We start from the raw sequence: 14,469 nt of genomic DNA, 5'->3' as shown, positions 1-14,469 counted from the left end.
CGACACGGCTGGCACCGGTGTGGCGGCATGCGGTGCTCCATGGGTGAGCCGGCATCGCGTCCGACGATCCGTTTCGGCACGCAAGGGTGGAACTACCCCGCGTGGGTCGGCCCCTTCTATCCCGCGAACACCCGTGCGGTCGACTTCCTGCGCACCTATGCGAAGGCGTTCGAGGTGGTGGAGATCGACTCCACCTTCTACGCCATTCCCCCGGTGAGCACCGTGCGCGGATGGGCCGCACGAGCGCCCGACCACTTCATGTTCACCTGCAAGCTGCCGCAGGCGATCACGCACGAGCGGCGTTTTCGCGACAGTCGCGGCCTGCTGGACGAGTTCGCCGATCGCATGCGCGAGCTGGGCCCACGGCTGGGGCCCATTCTCATCCAGTGCGCGCCGGACTTCCTGCCGGCGCAGGGCAAGCCCTTCGCCGAGTGGCTGGCGACGTTGCCTCGCGACCTGCGCTTTGCGGTGGAGTTTCGGCATCCGTCGTGGGTGCGGCGACGCGTGCTGGCGCTGCTGCAGGAGCACGGGGTGGCGCTGGCGCTCAGCGATGGGCGATGGATTCCCCGGGAGTGGTTGCTGTCGCTCTGTGCGCACCCCACCGCCGATTTTGCGTACCTGCGCTGGATGGGACCCGATCGCGCCATCACCGATTACTCGCAGCTGCAGGTGGACCGCAGCGCCGAACTGGACGCCTGGGCGCGCGTGATGCCGGTGCTGCAGGGACAGGTCCGCGAGATCTTCGGCTTCGTGAACAACCATTTCGCGGGCCATGCGCCCGCTTCGGTGCGCATGCTGCAGACCCGCCTGGGGCTCCCCACGGTGGACCCGGCACGGCTGGGGGACCAGGCGTCGCTCTTCTGACGCCGCCGGGGCACTTGCGGGGCGGCCGCGCTGCCTAGATTGCAGGCATGACGACGACCCAAGTGCCGCCCGTGCCGTCCGACGCCGCGCAGCGCCTCGTGCGTGGGGAATCCATGCATCCGCACGATGTGCTCGGGGCCCACACAGCCACGGTGGATGGTGTGCAGGGGGTCGTCGTCCGCGCGTTCCTCCCCAATGCGGCCGCGGTTTCCGTGCTGGTGGGAGAACACGAGTTCGCCATGCAGCGTGACGCAGCTGGCCTCTTCACGACCTTCCTCTCCGATCGCCGCGTCCCGCTGCGCTACCGGCTCGTGGTCACCTCCGGCGAGGGGGAACGGTTCACCATCGACGATCCCTATCGCTTCCAGCCCACGATGGGCGAGGTCGATCTGCACCTCTTCAACGAGGGGCGGCACCTGCGCCTCTGGGAGAAGCTGGGGTCGCATCCCATGGTGGTGGACGGCGTGGCCGGAACGGCCTTCGCCGTGTGGGCGCCCAATGCGGTGCGCGTGAGTGTAATCGGCACCTTCAATCGCTGGGATGGGCGCGCGCACGCCATGCGCATGCTGGGCACGAGCGGCGTGTTCGAGCTGTTCGTGCCGGGGGTCGGCGCCGAAGCGTTGTACAAGTACGAGATCCGCACGCGCACCGGCGCGACGCGCGTGAAGACCGATCCGTACGCCCACAAGCTGGAGCAGGCGCCGGGCTTCGCATCCATCGTGCAGGCGCGCAGTGGCTATGTGTGGAGCGACGGCAGCTGGCTGGCGCAGCGCGCCGAGGGCGAGCCGCTGCGCGAGCCGATGCTGGCCTACGAGGTGCACCTGGGCTCGTGGTTGCGTGGCGACGACGGCCGTGTGCTCAGCTACGGCGAGATCGCGCCCAAGCTGGCGGAGCATGTGCGCCGCATGGGGTTCACCCACGTGGAGCTGCTCCCCGTGCAGGAGCATCCGTTCGGTGGCTCGTGGGGCTACCAGGTGGGCGGGTACTTTGCGCCCACGTCCCGCTTCGGCACGCCTGACGACTTCCGGCATCTGGTGGACACGCTGCACCAGGCGGGGATCGGCGTGCTGCTGGACTGGGTGCCGGCGCATTTCCCCAAGGATGACTGGGCGCTGCGCCGGTTCGATGGCACGGCCTGCTACGAGCACGAAGATCCGCGCCTCGGCGATCACCCCGAGTGGGGAACGCACATCTTCAATTATGCGCGGCACGAGGTGCGCAACTTCCTCGTGGCGAATGCGCTGTACTGGATCGAGGAGTTCCACATTGACGGGCTGCGCGTGGATGCCGTGGCATCCATGCTGTACCTGGACTACGGCCGCGAAGCCGGACAGTGGCTGCGCAACAAGCATGGCGGCCGCGAGAACCTCGATGCCGTGGGGTTCCTCAAGCAGCTCAATCATGCTGTGCAGTCGCTGCACCCCGGTGTGATCACAGTGGCGGAGGAGAGCACGGCGTGGCCCAAGGTCACGGCCCCGATCAGCGACGGCGGACTGGGCTTCACCTTCAAGTGGAACATGGGGTGGATGCACGACACCCTCGACTACTTCCGGGTGGACCCCTTCTTCCGCAAGGGCGCGCACGACAAGATGACGTTCGCGATGTGGTACGAGTACAGCGAACGGTTCGTGAATCCGCTGTCGCACGACGAAGTGGTGCACCTCAAGAAGTCGCTGCTCGAGAAAATGCCGGGGGACGTGTGGCAGAAGCTCGCCAACGTGCGGGCGCTCATGGGTTATTCGGTGACGCGTCCCGGCAAGTCGCTCTTCTTCATGGGCATGGAGCTGGGCACGCACCACGAGTGGAATCACGACGCGAGCCTCGAGTGGCACCTGCTGGAAGATCCGCGCCGACGTGGCCTGCTGGAGTACGTCTGTGCGCTGGGCGCGCTCTACCGCCAGCTCCCCTGCCTGTGGCGCGGGGATCATGACCCGAACGGCTATCGCTGGATCGATGTGGCCGATCGTGAGCAGTCGGTGTTTTCGTACGCGCGCTTCGATGGCCACGAGCATGCCGTGGTAGTACTGAATCTCACGCCGGTGCCCCGTGCCGACTATCGGCTGGGGGCGCCGGCGCGCACGCGCTATCGCGTGGCGCTCAACTCCGATGCACCCGAGTTCGGCGGCAGCGGCTACGAGGCCGCGGTGTCGGCGTGCTCCGACGCCGTGCCGTACCACGGATTCGAGCAGTCGTTCACGGTGTCGCTGCCGCCGCTGAGCATGCTGGTGCTGGTGCCCGAGGAGCTGCCGCCGCCGGCGGCGCCCGATGCGCCGGCGTTGTCCGCGGCCAACCCCGAAGGCAAGGCGAGGAAGGGGAAGAAGGCGCCGAAGGCCACCAAGACGCCCAAGACGCCCAAGGCGCCCAAGTTGACCACGGCGTCGAAGCCGGCCAGTGTGGCCGCGCCGTCGCCCGCGCCGGCACCCGCCGCCAAGCGGGCGCGCACGCCGCGCAAGCGGTCGGTCCCTCCCGCCCCGCCGGCGCATGAGCAGTAAGGCGAAGACCATTGCGTTCGGCCTGCTCACGGCCGTGGCGGTGGGCGTGTGTGTACGGCTTGGCATCTGGCAGCTCGACCGGCTGACACAGCGACGCGCGCAGAACGCGATCGTGGCGTCGCGGGGGGCAACCGAGGCGCTGCCGCTGGCCGCGTTGCAGGGGCAGGACACGAGCGTGACCCACTGGCGACGGGTGCGCATCGAGGCGGTCGCCGACTACGGCAACGAACTCGTGCACGCCACGCGCACGCAGAACGGGTCGCCCGGTGTGCATTTGCTCACGCCGGTGCGCCCCCTCGACGGCAGCTGGGGGGACACCGCGATTCTCGTGCTGCGTGGCTATCTCTACGCGGCCGACGGCCGCACCGCCGATTTCGCCAAGGCGCGAGAGGCCGATACGCTGCGGCTGGACGCGTTGCTCCTCTCGTTCCCGCCCAAGCGCGGCGGCCAGGCCACCATGCAGTCGTCACCGCGGGCCATGCGGCTGCTCGACCGCGATACGATCGGCACGCTGGTGGGGCGCCCGGTGGCACCGTTCATCCTGCTGGCGCTGGGCGACACCATCATGCAGGACATCACCCGCCCCACGCGCGTGCCGCCACCGGCCATCAACGATGGCCCGCACCTGTCGTACGCGCTGCAGTGGTTCTCCTTCGCTACGGTCTTTCTGGTGGGCTTCGTGGCCTTCGTCCGCACGAGGCGGCGCTACGCGCCGTAGTACGCCCGGTACCACTCCACGAAGCGCGCCACGCCCGTTTCGATGGACGTCTTCGGCGCAAAGCCCACGTCCTGCTCCAGCGCCTCGACATCGGCGTAGGTGGCCGGCACGTCGCCCAGCTGCATGGGCAGCATGGTCTTCACGGCGGTGCGCCCCAGCGCCTGCTCGAGCGTACCGATCAGGTGCATGAGTTCCACCGGGTTGTTGTTGCCGATGTTGTAGATGCGGTAGGGCGCCTTGCTCGTGGCGGGATCAGGGCAATCGCTGTCCCACGCCGCGTTCGGTGGCGCCGTATGGTCGCTCGTGCGAATCACCCCTTCCACGATGTCGTCGATGTAGGTGAAGTCGCGGCGCATCTGGCCATGGTTGAAGACGTCGATGGGGCGCCCGTCGAGGATGGCCTTCGTGAACAGGAAGAGCGCCATGTCCGGGCGTCCCCACGGGCCGTAGACCGTGAAGAAGCGCAGCCCCGTGGTGGGCAGCCCGTACAGGTGGCTGTACGTGTGCGCCATGAGCTCGTTGGCCTTCTTCGTGGCCGCGTAAAGCGACAGCGGATGGTCCACGTTCTGGTGCACCGAGAAGGGCATCGCCGTGTTGGCCCCGTACACGCTCGACGAGCTCGCGTAGGTGAGATGCTGCACGCCGTGATGGCGGCACCCTTCGAGGATGTGCAGGAACCCCACCAGGTTGCTGTCGATGTACGTGTGCGGGTTGGTGAGCGAGTAGCGCACCCCCGCCTGCGCGGCCAGGTTGATGACCTTGTCGAACCGCTCGGTGGCGAAGAGTCGCTCGATGCCGGCGCGGTCGCCCAGGTCCATCTTCACGAAGGTGAACCCCGGCTGCCCCTGCAGCCGCGCGAGGCGCGCTTCCTTCAGCGTGGGGTCGTAGTAGTCGTTGACGTTGTCCAGCCCCACCACCGTGTCGCCTCGCGCCAGCAGGCGTTCGCTCGTGTGGAAGCCAATGAAGCCGGCCGCGCCGGTGACGAGAATCTTTGCCATGGTGAGATTAGGACGATCGAGTTGGCAATGTCGCTACCGGACGTTGCAGGAGGAGTACGGCGCCCATTATGGCCGCGCCGCCCACCAGCGTGCCGGTACCGACGGGCTGAGCCAGGAGCACCACTCCCAGCAGTGTCGTCCAGAACGGTTCCACCGTGCTCGTGATGGCGGTGCGCACGTTGCCGAGGATGCGCAACCCCGCCAGAAATCCCACGAAAGCGCCGGAGGCGAGCACGCCCTGCAGTACGCTCGCCCCCAGCGCCACCGCATCGGGAATGGCGAACAGCGTGCCCGACAGCACCGACCACGTGGCGAAACAGAGTGTCCCGCCCACACAGATCGCCCGCGCGACATCGAGCCCGTCGCGCCCGCGCTGCAACCCGCTCAGGACGGGGATGTACAGCGCGTACACGAGCGCCCCCGACAGGATGACGGCCAATCCCACGGGCGACAGCGACGCGGCGCTGGGGGCGCCCACCATGGCCGCGATGCCACCCAGTGCCAGGGCGAGTGCCAGCACCCGCGACCCGTCGAGGGGTTCGAGACCACGCACCGCGGTGATCACGGTGACCCACGCGGGGTACGTGTAGAACAGGAAGCTGGCCGTGGCGGCGGGCAACCAGCGCAACGCCGCCAGCGCCAGCGTGGCCACGATGGCCTGTCCGCCGCCGGCAATGAGCAGCGTGCGCGGACGATACCAGGGGGAGAGCCCCGCCGCCGGCGCGGGCGGACGCCACCAGCCATACGCCACCACCAGCACCGCACTGGCGAAATAGCGCCAGGTCTGGATACTCTCGAGCGCCATGCCACGCTCGGTGGCCACCACGGTGAGCGGCGAAATGGAGCCGAAGCAGCAGGCGCTGAACACCACCGCCAGCGTACCGCGCCAGATGGCGCGCCGCGCCGCCGGCGATGCACTCACAGCAGCTTGCCGGCGAGGAACAGGTAGGCCACGCTGAAGTAGAGGCTGATCGCCGACACGTCCACGATGGTGGCCACGAATGGCGCCGACGCACTGGCCGGGTCGAACCCCAACCGCTTGAGCAGGAACGGGAGCATGGAGCCACTCAGCGACCCGATCGTGACCACGGCCACGAGCGTGACGCCCACCGTGAGCGCAATCCACGCCGAGTGAACGCCGTAGTCGTACAGCCCGAGCGTGTTCCAGGCCACGATGCGGATCATGGCGATGACGCCAATGATGATCCCCAGGATGAGCCCGGCCGGCAACTCGCGCAGCACGATGCGCCACCAGTCGCCCAACCGCACCTCGCCCAGTGCCATGGCGCGGATGATCAGCGATGTGGCCTGCGACCCCGAGTTCCCCCCCGAACTCATGACGAGCGGGATGAACTGCGAGAGGAATACGGCATCGTCGAGGCTGTGCTCGTAACGCGCCATGACCGAGGCGGTGAAGAACTCGCTCATGGCCAGGATGGCCAGCCAGCCGCCGCGCTTGCGCACGTTTTGCCAGAGCGAGATCTGCATGTAGGGCTCCTCGAGCGCCTCCATGCCGCCGAACTTCTGCGCGTCCTCGGTCTGCTCTTCCTGGATGACGTCGATGACGTCGTCCACGGTGACCACACCCAGCAGCCGCTTCTGCCCATCCACCACCGGCAGCGCCACGAGGTCGTAGTTGGACGTCACCTGCGACACCTCTTCCTGCGGGGTGTCGGGGGACACGCTCACCACTTCGGTCCACGCGTGCTCGCTGATGCGCGACCCTTCCGGCGCCGCCAGCAGCTCGCGCAACGACAGTACTCCGCGCAGCCGCCCCGCGTCGTCCACCGTGTAGATGGTGTACATGGCCTCGCGCCGGCCGCCGCGCGCCATGGCTCGCACCGCCCGTAACGACTCCTCCACCGTGAGCGTCTCCAGCACACTCACGAACTCGGTGGTCATGAGTCCACCGGCCGTGTACGGATCGTACTGGAGCAGCCGCTCCGTTTCGGCCTTCTCCGCCGGCTCGAGCTCCTGCAGGATCTCGTCGGCCGTCTCCTCGTCGAGCTCCTCGAGGGCGTCGGCCCGCTCGTCGGGGTCCATCTCGGCGACAATTTCCGCCGCCTCCCCCGCCGGCAGCTCCTCGAGGACCTGCGTGCGCAGCTCCTCGTCGAGGTACTCCAGCACCTCGGCGGCGCGCTCGCGCGGCAGGGCGGCCAGGAAGGCCCGCACCGCAGCCTCCGGCATGGCCTCTGCCACGTCGGCGAGGTCGGCCGGGTGCATCTCCTCCGTCTGCGGGCCGATGCTCTCCGGATGCTCCTCGAGCAGCTCGAGCAGGTCCGGCACGATCAGCGCCGCAAGCGGCCGGTCTTTGTCGGAACGAGGCGTCATGGGCGAAGAGGCGGCGGTTCGGGCGCAAGTTAGTGAGCCCCTTCCCGGGCGCAAAGCGACGCCCGTCGTCCGGTTACAGCACGGGCAACGAGCCCTTCTCCACCGTGATGTTCACCACCCGGACACCGGCGTGGTCCAGACACGCGTCGAGCAGCGGCCGGTCGATGGGGCCATCGGTCTCCAGCACGGCCCCCTTCATGGACACCTCGGCGTGGTGCACGCCCGGGACGGCCGTCAGGGCCGTCCACACGGCGCGCACGGCGTGCACCGAAAGCAGCCCCTCGATCTGCACGTGGATGCGAAGTCGTGGCATCTTTCAATCTCGGCGCCACTCCATGGCTTCTCAACGGGGACCGGGCGCCGGCTGGTTTCCCTCGAGCATGCCCCCATGCCACGTGTCGCGTTTCTCGGTCTCGGCGCCATTGGAACTCCCATGGCGCGCCATCTCGCCCGTCCCGATTTCGACCTCGCCGTGTGGAACCGCACCGCGGCCAGGGCCGAGGCGTTTGCGGCCGCGCACGACGCGCGTGCCGTGACCACGCCCGCCGAGGCCGCGCGGGACCGTGATGTGGTCGTGACCTGTCTCCCCGTGTCACGGGATGTCGAGTCGCTGCTCGCGGGCCCGGACGGCCTGCTGGCCACCATGCCGGCCGGCGCTGTCCTCGTCGACTGCACGTCGGGCGACGCCGCCACCTCGCGGCGGATCGCTGCCACCCTGGCCGAGCGCGGCATCGGGTTTCTCGACGCCCCCGTGTCCGGCGGGGTGAGCGGGGCGGAGCAGGGAACACTCACGGTCATGATCGGCGGCGACGAGGCCACCCTGGCGCGCGTGCGCCCCGTCATCGAGTGCTTCGGCAAGAAGATCGTGCACTGCGGCGCCGTGGGCGCGGGCGATGCCCTCAAGGCAGTGAATAACGCGTTGCTGGCCATGCACATCTGGGGTACCGCCGAGGGGCTGGTGGCACTCGAGAAGGCGGGGGTGAAGGCGGAGGTGGCACTCGACGTGATCAACACCTCGAGCGGCCGCTCGAACGCGAGTATGAACCTCTTCCCCGAGCGGGTGGTCACGCGTGCCTTCCCCCGCACCTTCCGGCTGGCGCTGCTCGACAAGGACGTGGGAATAGCCGCCGAGCTGGCGCGCGAGCAGCGCATTACGGCACCGCTGCTGCAGCTCACCTCGGAGCTGTTCCGCATGGCCCATCACGAGCTGGGCGAGGAGGCCGATCATGTGGAAGCGGCCCGTGTGGTGGAGCGACTGGGCGGCGCCACCATTGGCGGCGGGGCCGCCACCGGGAGTGCCTCGACATGACAGCCACCCAGGTGCCCCCGCATATGTCCGACGGCAGCGAGCACGTGATTGCCAGCGTCGATGCCATTCGTGCCCAGTTCCCCGCCCTTGGTCGTCGCGAGGGAGACCAGCCCGTGGCGTACTTCGACGGGCCGGGGGGTACGCAGGTGCCGCGCGGCGTGGCCGATGCCATGACGTACTACCTGCTGCACCACAACGCCAACACGCACTGGGCCTATCCCACGAGCGTGGAGACCGATGCCCTGCTCATGCAGGCGCGCGAGACGCTCGCCGACTTTCTGGGGGCGAGCGCGGGGGAGATCGCGTTTGGTGCCAACATGACCACGCTGCTGTTTCATCTGTCGCGGGCCATTGGTCGCGCCCTGCAGCCGGGTGACGAAATCATCGTCACCGAGCTCGATCACCACGCCAACATCGCGCCGTGGCAGGCGCTGGCGAAGGAACGGGGGGCCGTGCTGCGCTGGCTGCCGCTCGATCTCGACACGTTCCGCCACGAGGCGGGCGCGTTCGAGCGACTGCTGACTGAGCGCACCAAGGTGGTGGCGCTCGGGGCGGCCTCCAACATCCTTGGCACGGTGAGTGATGTGCCGCGCCTGGTGCAGCTCGCGCGCGCCGCCGGCGCCATCACGGTGGTCGACGCCGTGCATTACGCCCCGCACCATCTGGTCGACGTGCAGACGCTGGGCGCCGACTTCGTGCTGTGCAGCGCCTACAAGTTCTACGGGCCGCATGTGGGGGTGGTGTACGGCCGCGCCGATGCCACCGCCGCGCTCGACCTGCCGCGCCTGGAGCCTGCGCCCGATTGGGTCCCGGAATGCCTGGAAACCGGCACCCAGAACCACGAGGGCATCGTGGGCGCCGCCGCCGCGGTGGAGTTTCTCGCCAGCATTGCCGGCGAGGTGACGACCTCCCGCCGTGACCGGCTGGCCGTTGCCATGCACGGGCTGCACGAGCGCGGCGAGCAGCTGTTCGCCCAGCTGTGGAACGGCCTCGCGGAGGTCGACGGGGTCACGCTCTACGGGCCCCGTCCCGGTACGCCCCGCACGCCCACCCTGAGCTTTCGAGTGCTAGGGCACGCCGCCGAGTCGGTGGCGCGCTTCCTCGCGCCGCGGGGCGTGTACGTGTCGCACGGCGACTTCTACGCCACCACGGTGGCGCGTCGGTTGGGATACGAGCAGGAGGGCTTCGTGCGCGTCGGCTGTGCCTGCTACACGAGCGGCGCGGAAGTGGCGCGGCTCGTGGATGGCGTGCGTACGCTGGTCCAGGGGCGCTGAATGCGCGTGCCGGTCAGTCGATCACGCGGGGGGGTGCCGGCGGCATCTCGTGCGGCCCGGGCGCTGGTGGTGAGCGCCACCACCGCCCTGCTCGCCGCCGCGTTTGCGGCGTGCGGCGAGCCGGCGGCCCGCGGCCAGGCGCTGCCCGCGGCCGAGTTTCTCTTTGCGGCGGGTGACTCCACCTACTGGGTGCGCAGCGGCGGAGAAGGCATGCGGGTGCGCAGCGCTCCCATCCTGCTCACCGACGTGGATGGTCGCCTCATCGAGGTGTTCCTCTCCGACGATGGCGCGGAGTATCCCAGCGCCTCGTTCGCCACCACGCGGTTGTGGGCGCGCGCCCTGCAGTCGCGCGACAGCACGCTGCTCTTTGCCGACAGCACGGTCATGCGCGAGCTGACCGCGTGGCGTAAGGCCAACCCGCGCGAGCTTGAGATCGATCCCAACGATGACGATGCACCCGATGACCCGCGCACCGTCGTGCACGATGGCATCGAGATCATTGATGTGCACGGCCCGTATCTCACCTTCGAACATCTGCTGGACGCCGACATTGACGGTGGCCCGCCGCACCAGCATCGCGGGCGCCGCTTCGTGGTGGATGTGCGCAGTGGACACGTGAACAGCCTGGGTGAACTGCTGGGTGCCGAGGAGGCGCGGCGGGTGGTATTGGTCGCGCAGGCGTCGCTGGCGCAGCTCACCGACAGCATTCGACAGGCGGGTGCCGCCGGCGACGACCGGGCGCAGGCCGCGGTGGAAACCCTCGACAGTTTCGTCTTCGACAGCAGCAGCTTCGGCATCACCGACCTGGCCCGCGAACCGGCCATCGCCTTCATGGTGCCGGGGCAGGCCACCGATGGCGAGGCGCTGGCGCTGTACCTACCGCCCATCGGCGTGCGCGCGCCCCGCTGGTGGACGTCGGTGCGGAGCACGTTGCCCGAGTGGAGCAGCGATTCGTCGCGGGCGCGCTGGGAGCGTGGGGGCTACGATGTGATTGCCGTGCCCGCACAGGACGGGGAACTGCTGGGGCTGTCGCTCAGTGCGCGTGGCGTGACGACCTCGCGGCGCGAGTGGCCGGTGGCTACGGTGGGCGCACCGGCGTACCAGCTCATTGCCCTCGAAAAGCCGCCGCTCGACAGCGCCGGCCGCGCGTCGCTCGCCCGCGCCTTCGACCGGTCCACGGCGCTCGATGGCCTGGTGCAGCGGGCCTCGCATCGCCGCCCTCCCCGCCGTCACGATGCCGTGCGCGTGTCCATGCGGCACGCCACCTTCTCCGCCCAGCCATGACCGACCGCCCCGCCCGTCCCGTCGCCCACTCGCAGCACGAGACGAGTGAACTCATCATGCCGCAGGATGCCAACATCCTTGGCCATGCCTTCGGCGGCGCCATCATGGCCATGGTGGACAAGGCCGCGGCGGTCTCGGCGTTCCGCCATGCCCGCACCGCCTGCGTGACGGCCTCCATCGACCGCGTCGACTTCCGCGAGCCCATTCACGTGGGCGATCTCGTGACGTGCAAGGCGTCGGTGAACTTCGTGGGCACCACGTCCATGGAGATCGGGGTGCGGGTGGAGGCCGAGGACCTCATCAACGGCACTCGGCGGCACACGAATACCTGCTACCTCACGTTCGTGGCCATCGATCGCAACGGCCGCCCGGTGCCCATCGCCGCGGTGATGCCGGAAACCGAGGAGCAGCAGCGGCGCTACGACGCCGCGCAGGCCCGCCGTCGTCGTCGCCTCGAGGAGCGCCAGGACGAGGCGCGGGGCGCGTCGTAGGGAACGTGCCACGCCCGCGCGCGCGAGGATCTGCGACTATGTTGCCGCATGTCCGCTGACCAGATCGGCGAGGCGCGCGATACCTACGCCGCGCTCCGCCTGCCCAATTTCCGTCGCTACATCCTCGCGCTGTTCACGCTCACCCTGGGTATTCAAATCCAGGGGACGGTCGTCGGCTGGCAGATTTACGATCTCACGAAGGATCCGCTGGCCCTTGGCCTCGTCGGGTTGGCGGAGGCGCTGCCGGCGATCAGCATGTCGCTGTTCGCCGGACATGTCGCCGATACCTACGACCGACGCCGCATCGCGTTGGCGGCGCTGTCGGTCCTGGTGGCGTGCTCAATCGCGCTCTGGTGGCTGGCGCTCCCCGCGCCCACGGGCAACACACCGCTTACGGCGTCTGCGCGCGTGCGATCCATCTACGCCGTCATCGTCGTGAGTGGCGTGGCGCGCGCCTTTCTGCAGCCGGCACGTCAGGCGCTCAGCGCCGAGCTGGTGCCGCGTACGCTATACAGCAATGCCATCACGTGGCGCAGCGGCAGCTGGCAGTTGGCCGCCGTGCTGGGGCCGGCGCTGGGTGGCCTGCTGTACGCCGTGGGCGGCATCACGCTCAGCTACGCTGTGGACGCCGTGCTCATGGCATTCGCGGTATTGGTGCTCTTCTCCGTGCGTCATCGCTCGCCCCACCGCGAGCGGCACGATGAACCGATGCGCGTAGCCATTCTTGGCGGGTTGCATTTCGTCTTCCGCGATCCGTTGCTGCTGAGCGCCTTGTCACTCGACCTGTTCTCGGTACTCTTCGGTGGCGCCGTGGCGCTGTTGCCAGTCTTCGCCAGCGAGATTCTGCAGGCCGGCCCCACGGGGCTCGGATTGCTGCGCGCGGCCCCTGCGGCGGGGGCGGTGGTGTCGAGCATCCTGCTCACGCGCTTCCCGCCCTTCGCGCATTCGGGGCGCAACCTGCTGCTCGCCGTCACCGGCTTCGGGGTGTGCACGATCGGCTTCGGGCTCAGTCGGAGCCTGCCGCTCTCCATTGCCTTCCTCGCGCTGGGGGGCGCGAGCGACATGGTGAGCGTGGTCATTCGCAGCCTCATGCTGCAGATGCGCACTCCCGAGGCGCTGCTGGGGCGCGTCTCCAGCGTGAATCAGATCTTCATTGGCAGCTCGAACGAGATCGGTGCGTTCGAGAGTGGCATCACCGCCCGCTGGTGGGGCGCGGTGACGGCCGTGGTGGTGGGTGGCGTGGCTACTCTGGGCGTGGCGGCCACGGTGGCGTGGAGGGTGCCGGCGCTACGCCGGCTGAAGAATCTGAAGGGGCACTGAGCACGCCGACGTTCGGGCGTCGGATGTCGGATGTGTCGGACGTGTCGGATGTCGGAGGTCGGATGTCGGAGGTCGGATTGAATGCCCGAAATCGGAGCCCGGAAACGGCGTTCGGAGGTCCGAAATCGGAGGGGTGGCAGGGAGCGTCGATCGCGCCCCAGCCCCACACGCTCCGGCCTCCGATTTCCGAACGCCGTTTCCCGCCTCCGATCTCCGGTATTCATCCGACTTCCGATCTCTGACCAGTCCGACCAATCCGACCTTATCCGAGCCCCGCCTCCTCCTCCGTCAACGCCAGCTCCACCTCGTACCCATCCTTCGCCACGGTCGTATTGGCGAACACTGCCTTCGCTTCGCGCTCGAGTTCGCGCGCGTTCTGCGAGTAGCGCGCCGAGATATGGGTGAGCGCGAGCCGCCGCGCTCCCGCGGCCTTGGCCACTTCGGCCGCTTCGCGCGCCGTGCAGTGCCCCGTTTCCACCGCGCGCGCCGCTTCGTCGTCGGCGAAGGTGGCCTCGTGCACGAGCAGGTCGGCGTCGCGCGCCGCCTCGATGGTGGCGGCGCAGGGGCGCGTATCTCCGGTAATGACCACGCGCCGACCACGTCGCCGCTCGCCCACGAGCATCGCCGAATCAATCACGCGCCCGTCGTCGAGGGTGATCTGTTCGCCCCGGTGAATGCGCCCCCACAGCGGCCCCTCGGGGATGCCCAGCGCCCGGGCCAGGTCGGGGTTGAAGCGGCCCTTCCGTTCCTCCTCCACCAGCGCGTAGCCGAGGGAGGTGGAGGGGCCGTGATCCACGGCGAAGGTGTCGATGCGATACTCACCGCGGGCGAGCGAGGCGCCGGCGTCCAGTTCCGTAATGTCCACCGGAAACGTGGTACGCTCGCCACCAAGACTGATGCATTGACGCAACGTTTTCCCCGCGCCACGGGGGGCCCAAAGTCGTAGCCGTTCGGTGCGCCCCTGCAGCGCCATCGTACGGATGAGTCCGGTAATCCCCAGAATGTGGTCGGAGTGCGTGTGCGTGAAGAACAGGTCTTCGAGCGAGAAGGACACGCCGTAGCGCATCATCTGGCGCTGCGTGCCTTCGCCGCAGTCGAACAGCAGGGTTTGCCCATCGCGAATGAGCGCGAGCGATGGCACCCCCCGTTCCGCGGTGGGGCGGGAAGCGGCGGTTCCGAGAAAACGGACGAGCAGCGGCATGGGTCGAATATAGACCGGTGCCCCGCGAATTCCGGCAGGATGCCGGTGGCGTGACAGTGTCCCTGCGGCCCCGGGTTTGCGTAACCTGACCGTGCCGGCCTCTGGGTGTGACTACGGCCCGGGGTTTGCAGTACAGGCTGGCTGTGTTCACGGGGGAGTGCTGGCCGTGTGACGGCGCCCGATTCGG

At 68.8% G+C, this 14,469-nt stretch carries 13 protein-coding genes; 8 read left to right on the top strand and 5 right to left on the bottom strand.

The annotated features are described in order from the left end of the window. The first annotated feature begins 27 nt into the window (after window positions 1–27). Genes O9271_RS07045 through O9271_RS07035 form a run of 3 tightly spaced genes read left to right on the top strand, consistent with a single transcriptional unit; the run spans window position 28 to window position 4,074 of the window. Entirely contained in the window at window positions 28–864 is an 837-nt protein-coding gene (locus O9271_RS07045) for a DUF72 domain-containing protein (protein ID WP_298267626.1), read from the top strand. Window positions 865–911: 47 nt separating this feature from the next. After that, the gene (gene glgB / locus O9271_RS07040; protein ID WP_298267623.1) at window positions 912–3,356 is read left to right on the top strand and encodes a 1,4-alpha-glucan branching protein GlgB; all 2,445 of its coding nucleotides are present in this window, start codon (window positions 912–914) and stop codon (window positions 3,354–3,356) included. Further along, window positions 3,346–4,074, top strand: a complete 729-nt coding sequence (locus O9271_RS07035; RefSeq protein WP_298267621.1) for an SURF1 family protein — start codon at window positions 3,346–3,348, stop codon at window positions 4,072–4,074. Before glgB ends, O9271_RS07035 begins: the two co-directional genes overlap by 11 nt. Here O9271_RS07035 and O9271_RS07030 read toward each other — a convergent pair. From O9271_RS07030 to O9271_RS07015, 4 genes are all read right to left on the bottom strand, one after another. Continuing rightward, window positions 4,062–5,072 carry an NAD-dependent epimerase gene (locus tag O9271_RS07030; RefSeq protein ID WP_298267618.1) on the bottom strand — a complete coding sequence of 337 codons (1,011 nt, stop codon included), beginning with the start codon at window positions 5,070–5,072 and terminating at the stop codon, window positions 4,062–4,064. The two genes, O9271_RS07035 and O9271_RS07030, sit on opposite strands and share 13 nt — an antisense overlap. A 7-nt stretch (window positions 5,073–5,079) precedes the next feature. Beyond that, on the bottom strand, window positions 5,080–5,994 hold the full coding sequence (locus O9271_RS07025; RefSeq protein ID WP_298267616.1) for a DMT family transporter: 915 nt from the start codon (window positions 5,992–5,994) through the stop codon (window positions 5,080–5,082). Beyond that, entirely contained in the window at window positions 5,991–7,403 is a 1,413-nt protein-coding gene (gene mgtE / locus O9271_RS07020) for a magnesium transporter (RefSeq protein WP_298267614.1), read from the bottom strand. The genes O9271_RS07025 and mgtE overlap by 4 nt, the downstream gene beginning before the upstream one ends. Before the next feature lie 73 nt (window positions 7,404–7,476). Beyond that, window positions 7,477–7,716, bottom strand: a complete 240-nt coding sequence (locus O9271_RS07015; protein ID WP_298267612.1) for a hypothetical protein — start codon at window positions 7,714–7,716, stop codon at window positions 7,477–7,479. A 75-nt stretch (window positions 7,717–7,791) separates the two neighbouring features. Between O9271_RS07015 and O9271_RS07010 the strand changes: the two genes are divergently transcribed. The 5 genes from O9271_RS07010 to O9271_RS06990 are packed head-to-tail and all read left to right on the top strand — an operon-like array spanning window position 7,792 to window position 13,081. Continuing rightward, window positions 7,792–8,712 (top strand): NAD(P)-dependent oxidoreductase, encoded by a 921-nt coding sequence (locus O9271_RS07010; RefSeq protein ID WP_298267609.1) that lies wholly within the window; start codon window positions 7,792–7,794, stop codon window positions 8,710–8,712. After that, window positions 8,709–9,986 (top strand): cysteine desulfurase-like protein, encoded by a 1,278-nt coding sequence (locus tag O9271_RS07005; RefSeq protein WP_298267607.1) that lies wholly within the window; start codon window positions 8,709–8,711, stop codon window positions 9,984–9,986. Before O9271_RS07010 ends, O9271_RS07005 begins: the two co-directional genes overlap by 4 nt. Window positions 9,987–10,019: 33 nt before the next feature. Then, window positions 10,020–11,270, top strand: a complete 1,251-nt coding sequence (locus O9271_RS07000; protein WP_298267605.1) for a hypothetical protein — start codon at window positions 10,020–10,022, stop codon at window positions 11,268–11,270. Then, entirely contained in the window at window positions 11,267–11,761 is a 495-nt protein-coding gene (locus tag O9271_RS06995; protein ID WP_298267603.1) for an acyl-CoA thioesterase, read from the top strand. The genes O9271_RS07000 and O9271_RS06995 overlap by 4 nt, the downstream gene beginning before the upstream one ends. Window positions 11,762–11,809: 48 nt before the next feature. After that, window positions 11,810–13,081 (top strand): MFS transporter, encoded by a 1,272-nt coding sequence (locus O9271_RS06990; RefSeq protein ID WP_298267600.1) that lies wholly within the window; start codon window positions 11,810–11,812, stop codon window positions 13,079–13,081. A gap of 262 nt (window positions 13,082–13,343) precedes the next feature. Here the strand turns inward: O9271_RS06990 and rnz are convergent, their stop codons facing one another. Continuing rightward, a complete protein-coding gene (rnz, locus tag O9271_RS06985) occupies window positions 13,344–14,282 on the bottom strand; it encodes a ribonuclease Z (protein WP_298267598.1) in 939 nt (312 codons plus the stop codon). Between the last annotated feature and the right edge of the window lie 187 nt (window positions 14,283–14,469).

It is taken from the genome of Gemmatimonas sp. (genome assembly GCF_027531815.1).
Lineage (GTDB): Bacteria > Gemmatimonadota > Gemmatimonadetes > Gemmatimonadales > Gemmatimonadaceae > Gemmatimonas.
The sequence above is the reverse complement of the archived record's forward strand: the minus strand, read 5'-3'. Positions and strand labels throughout refer to the sequence as shown.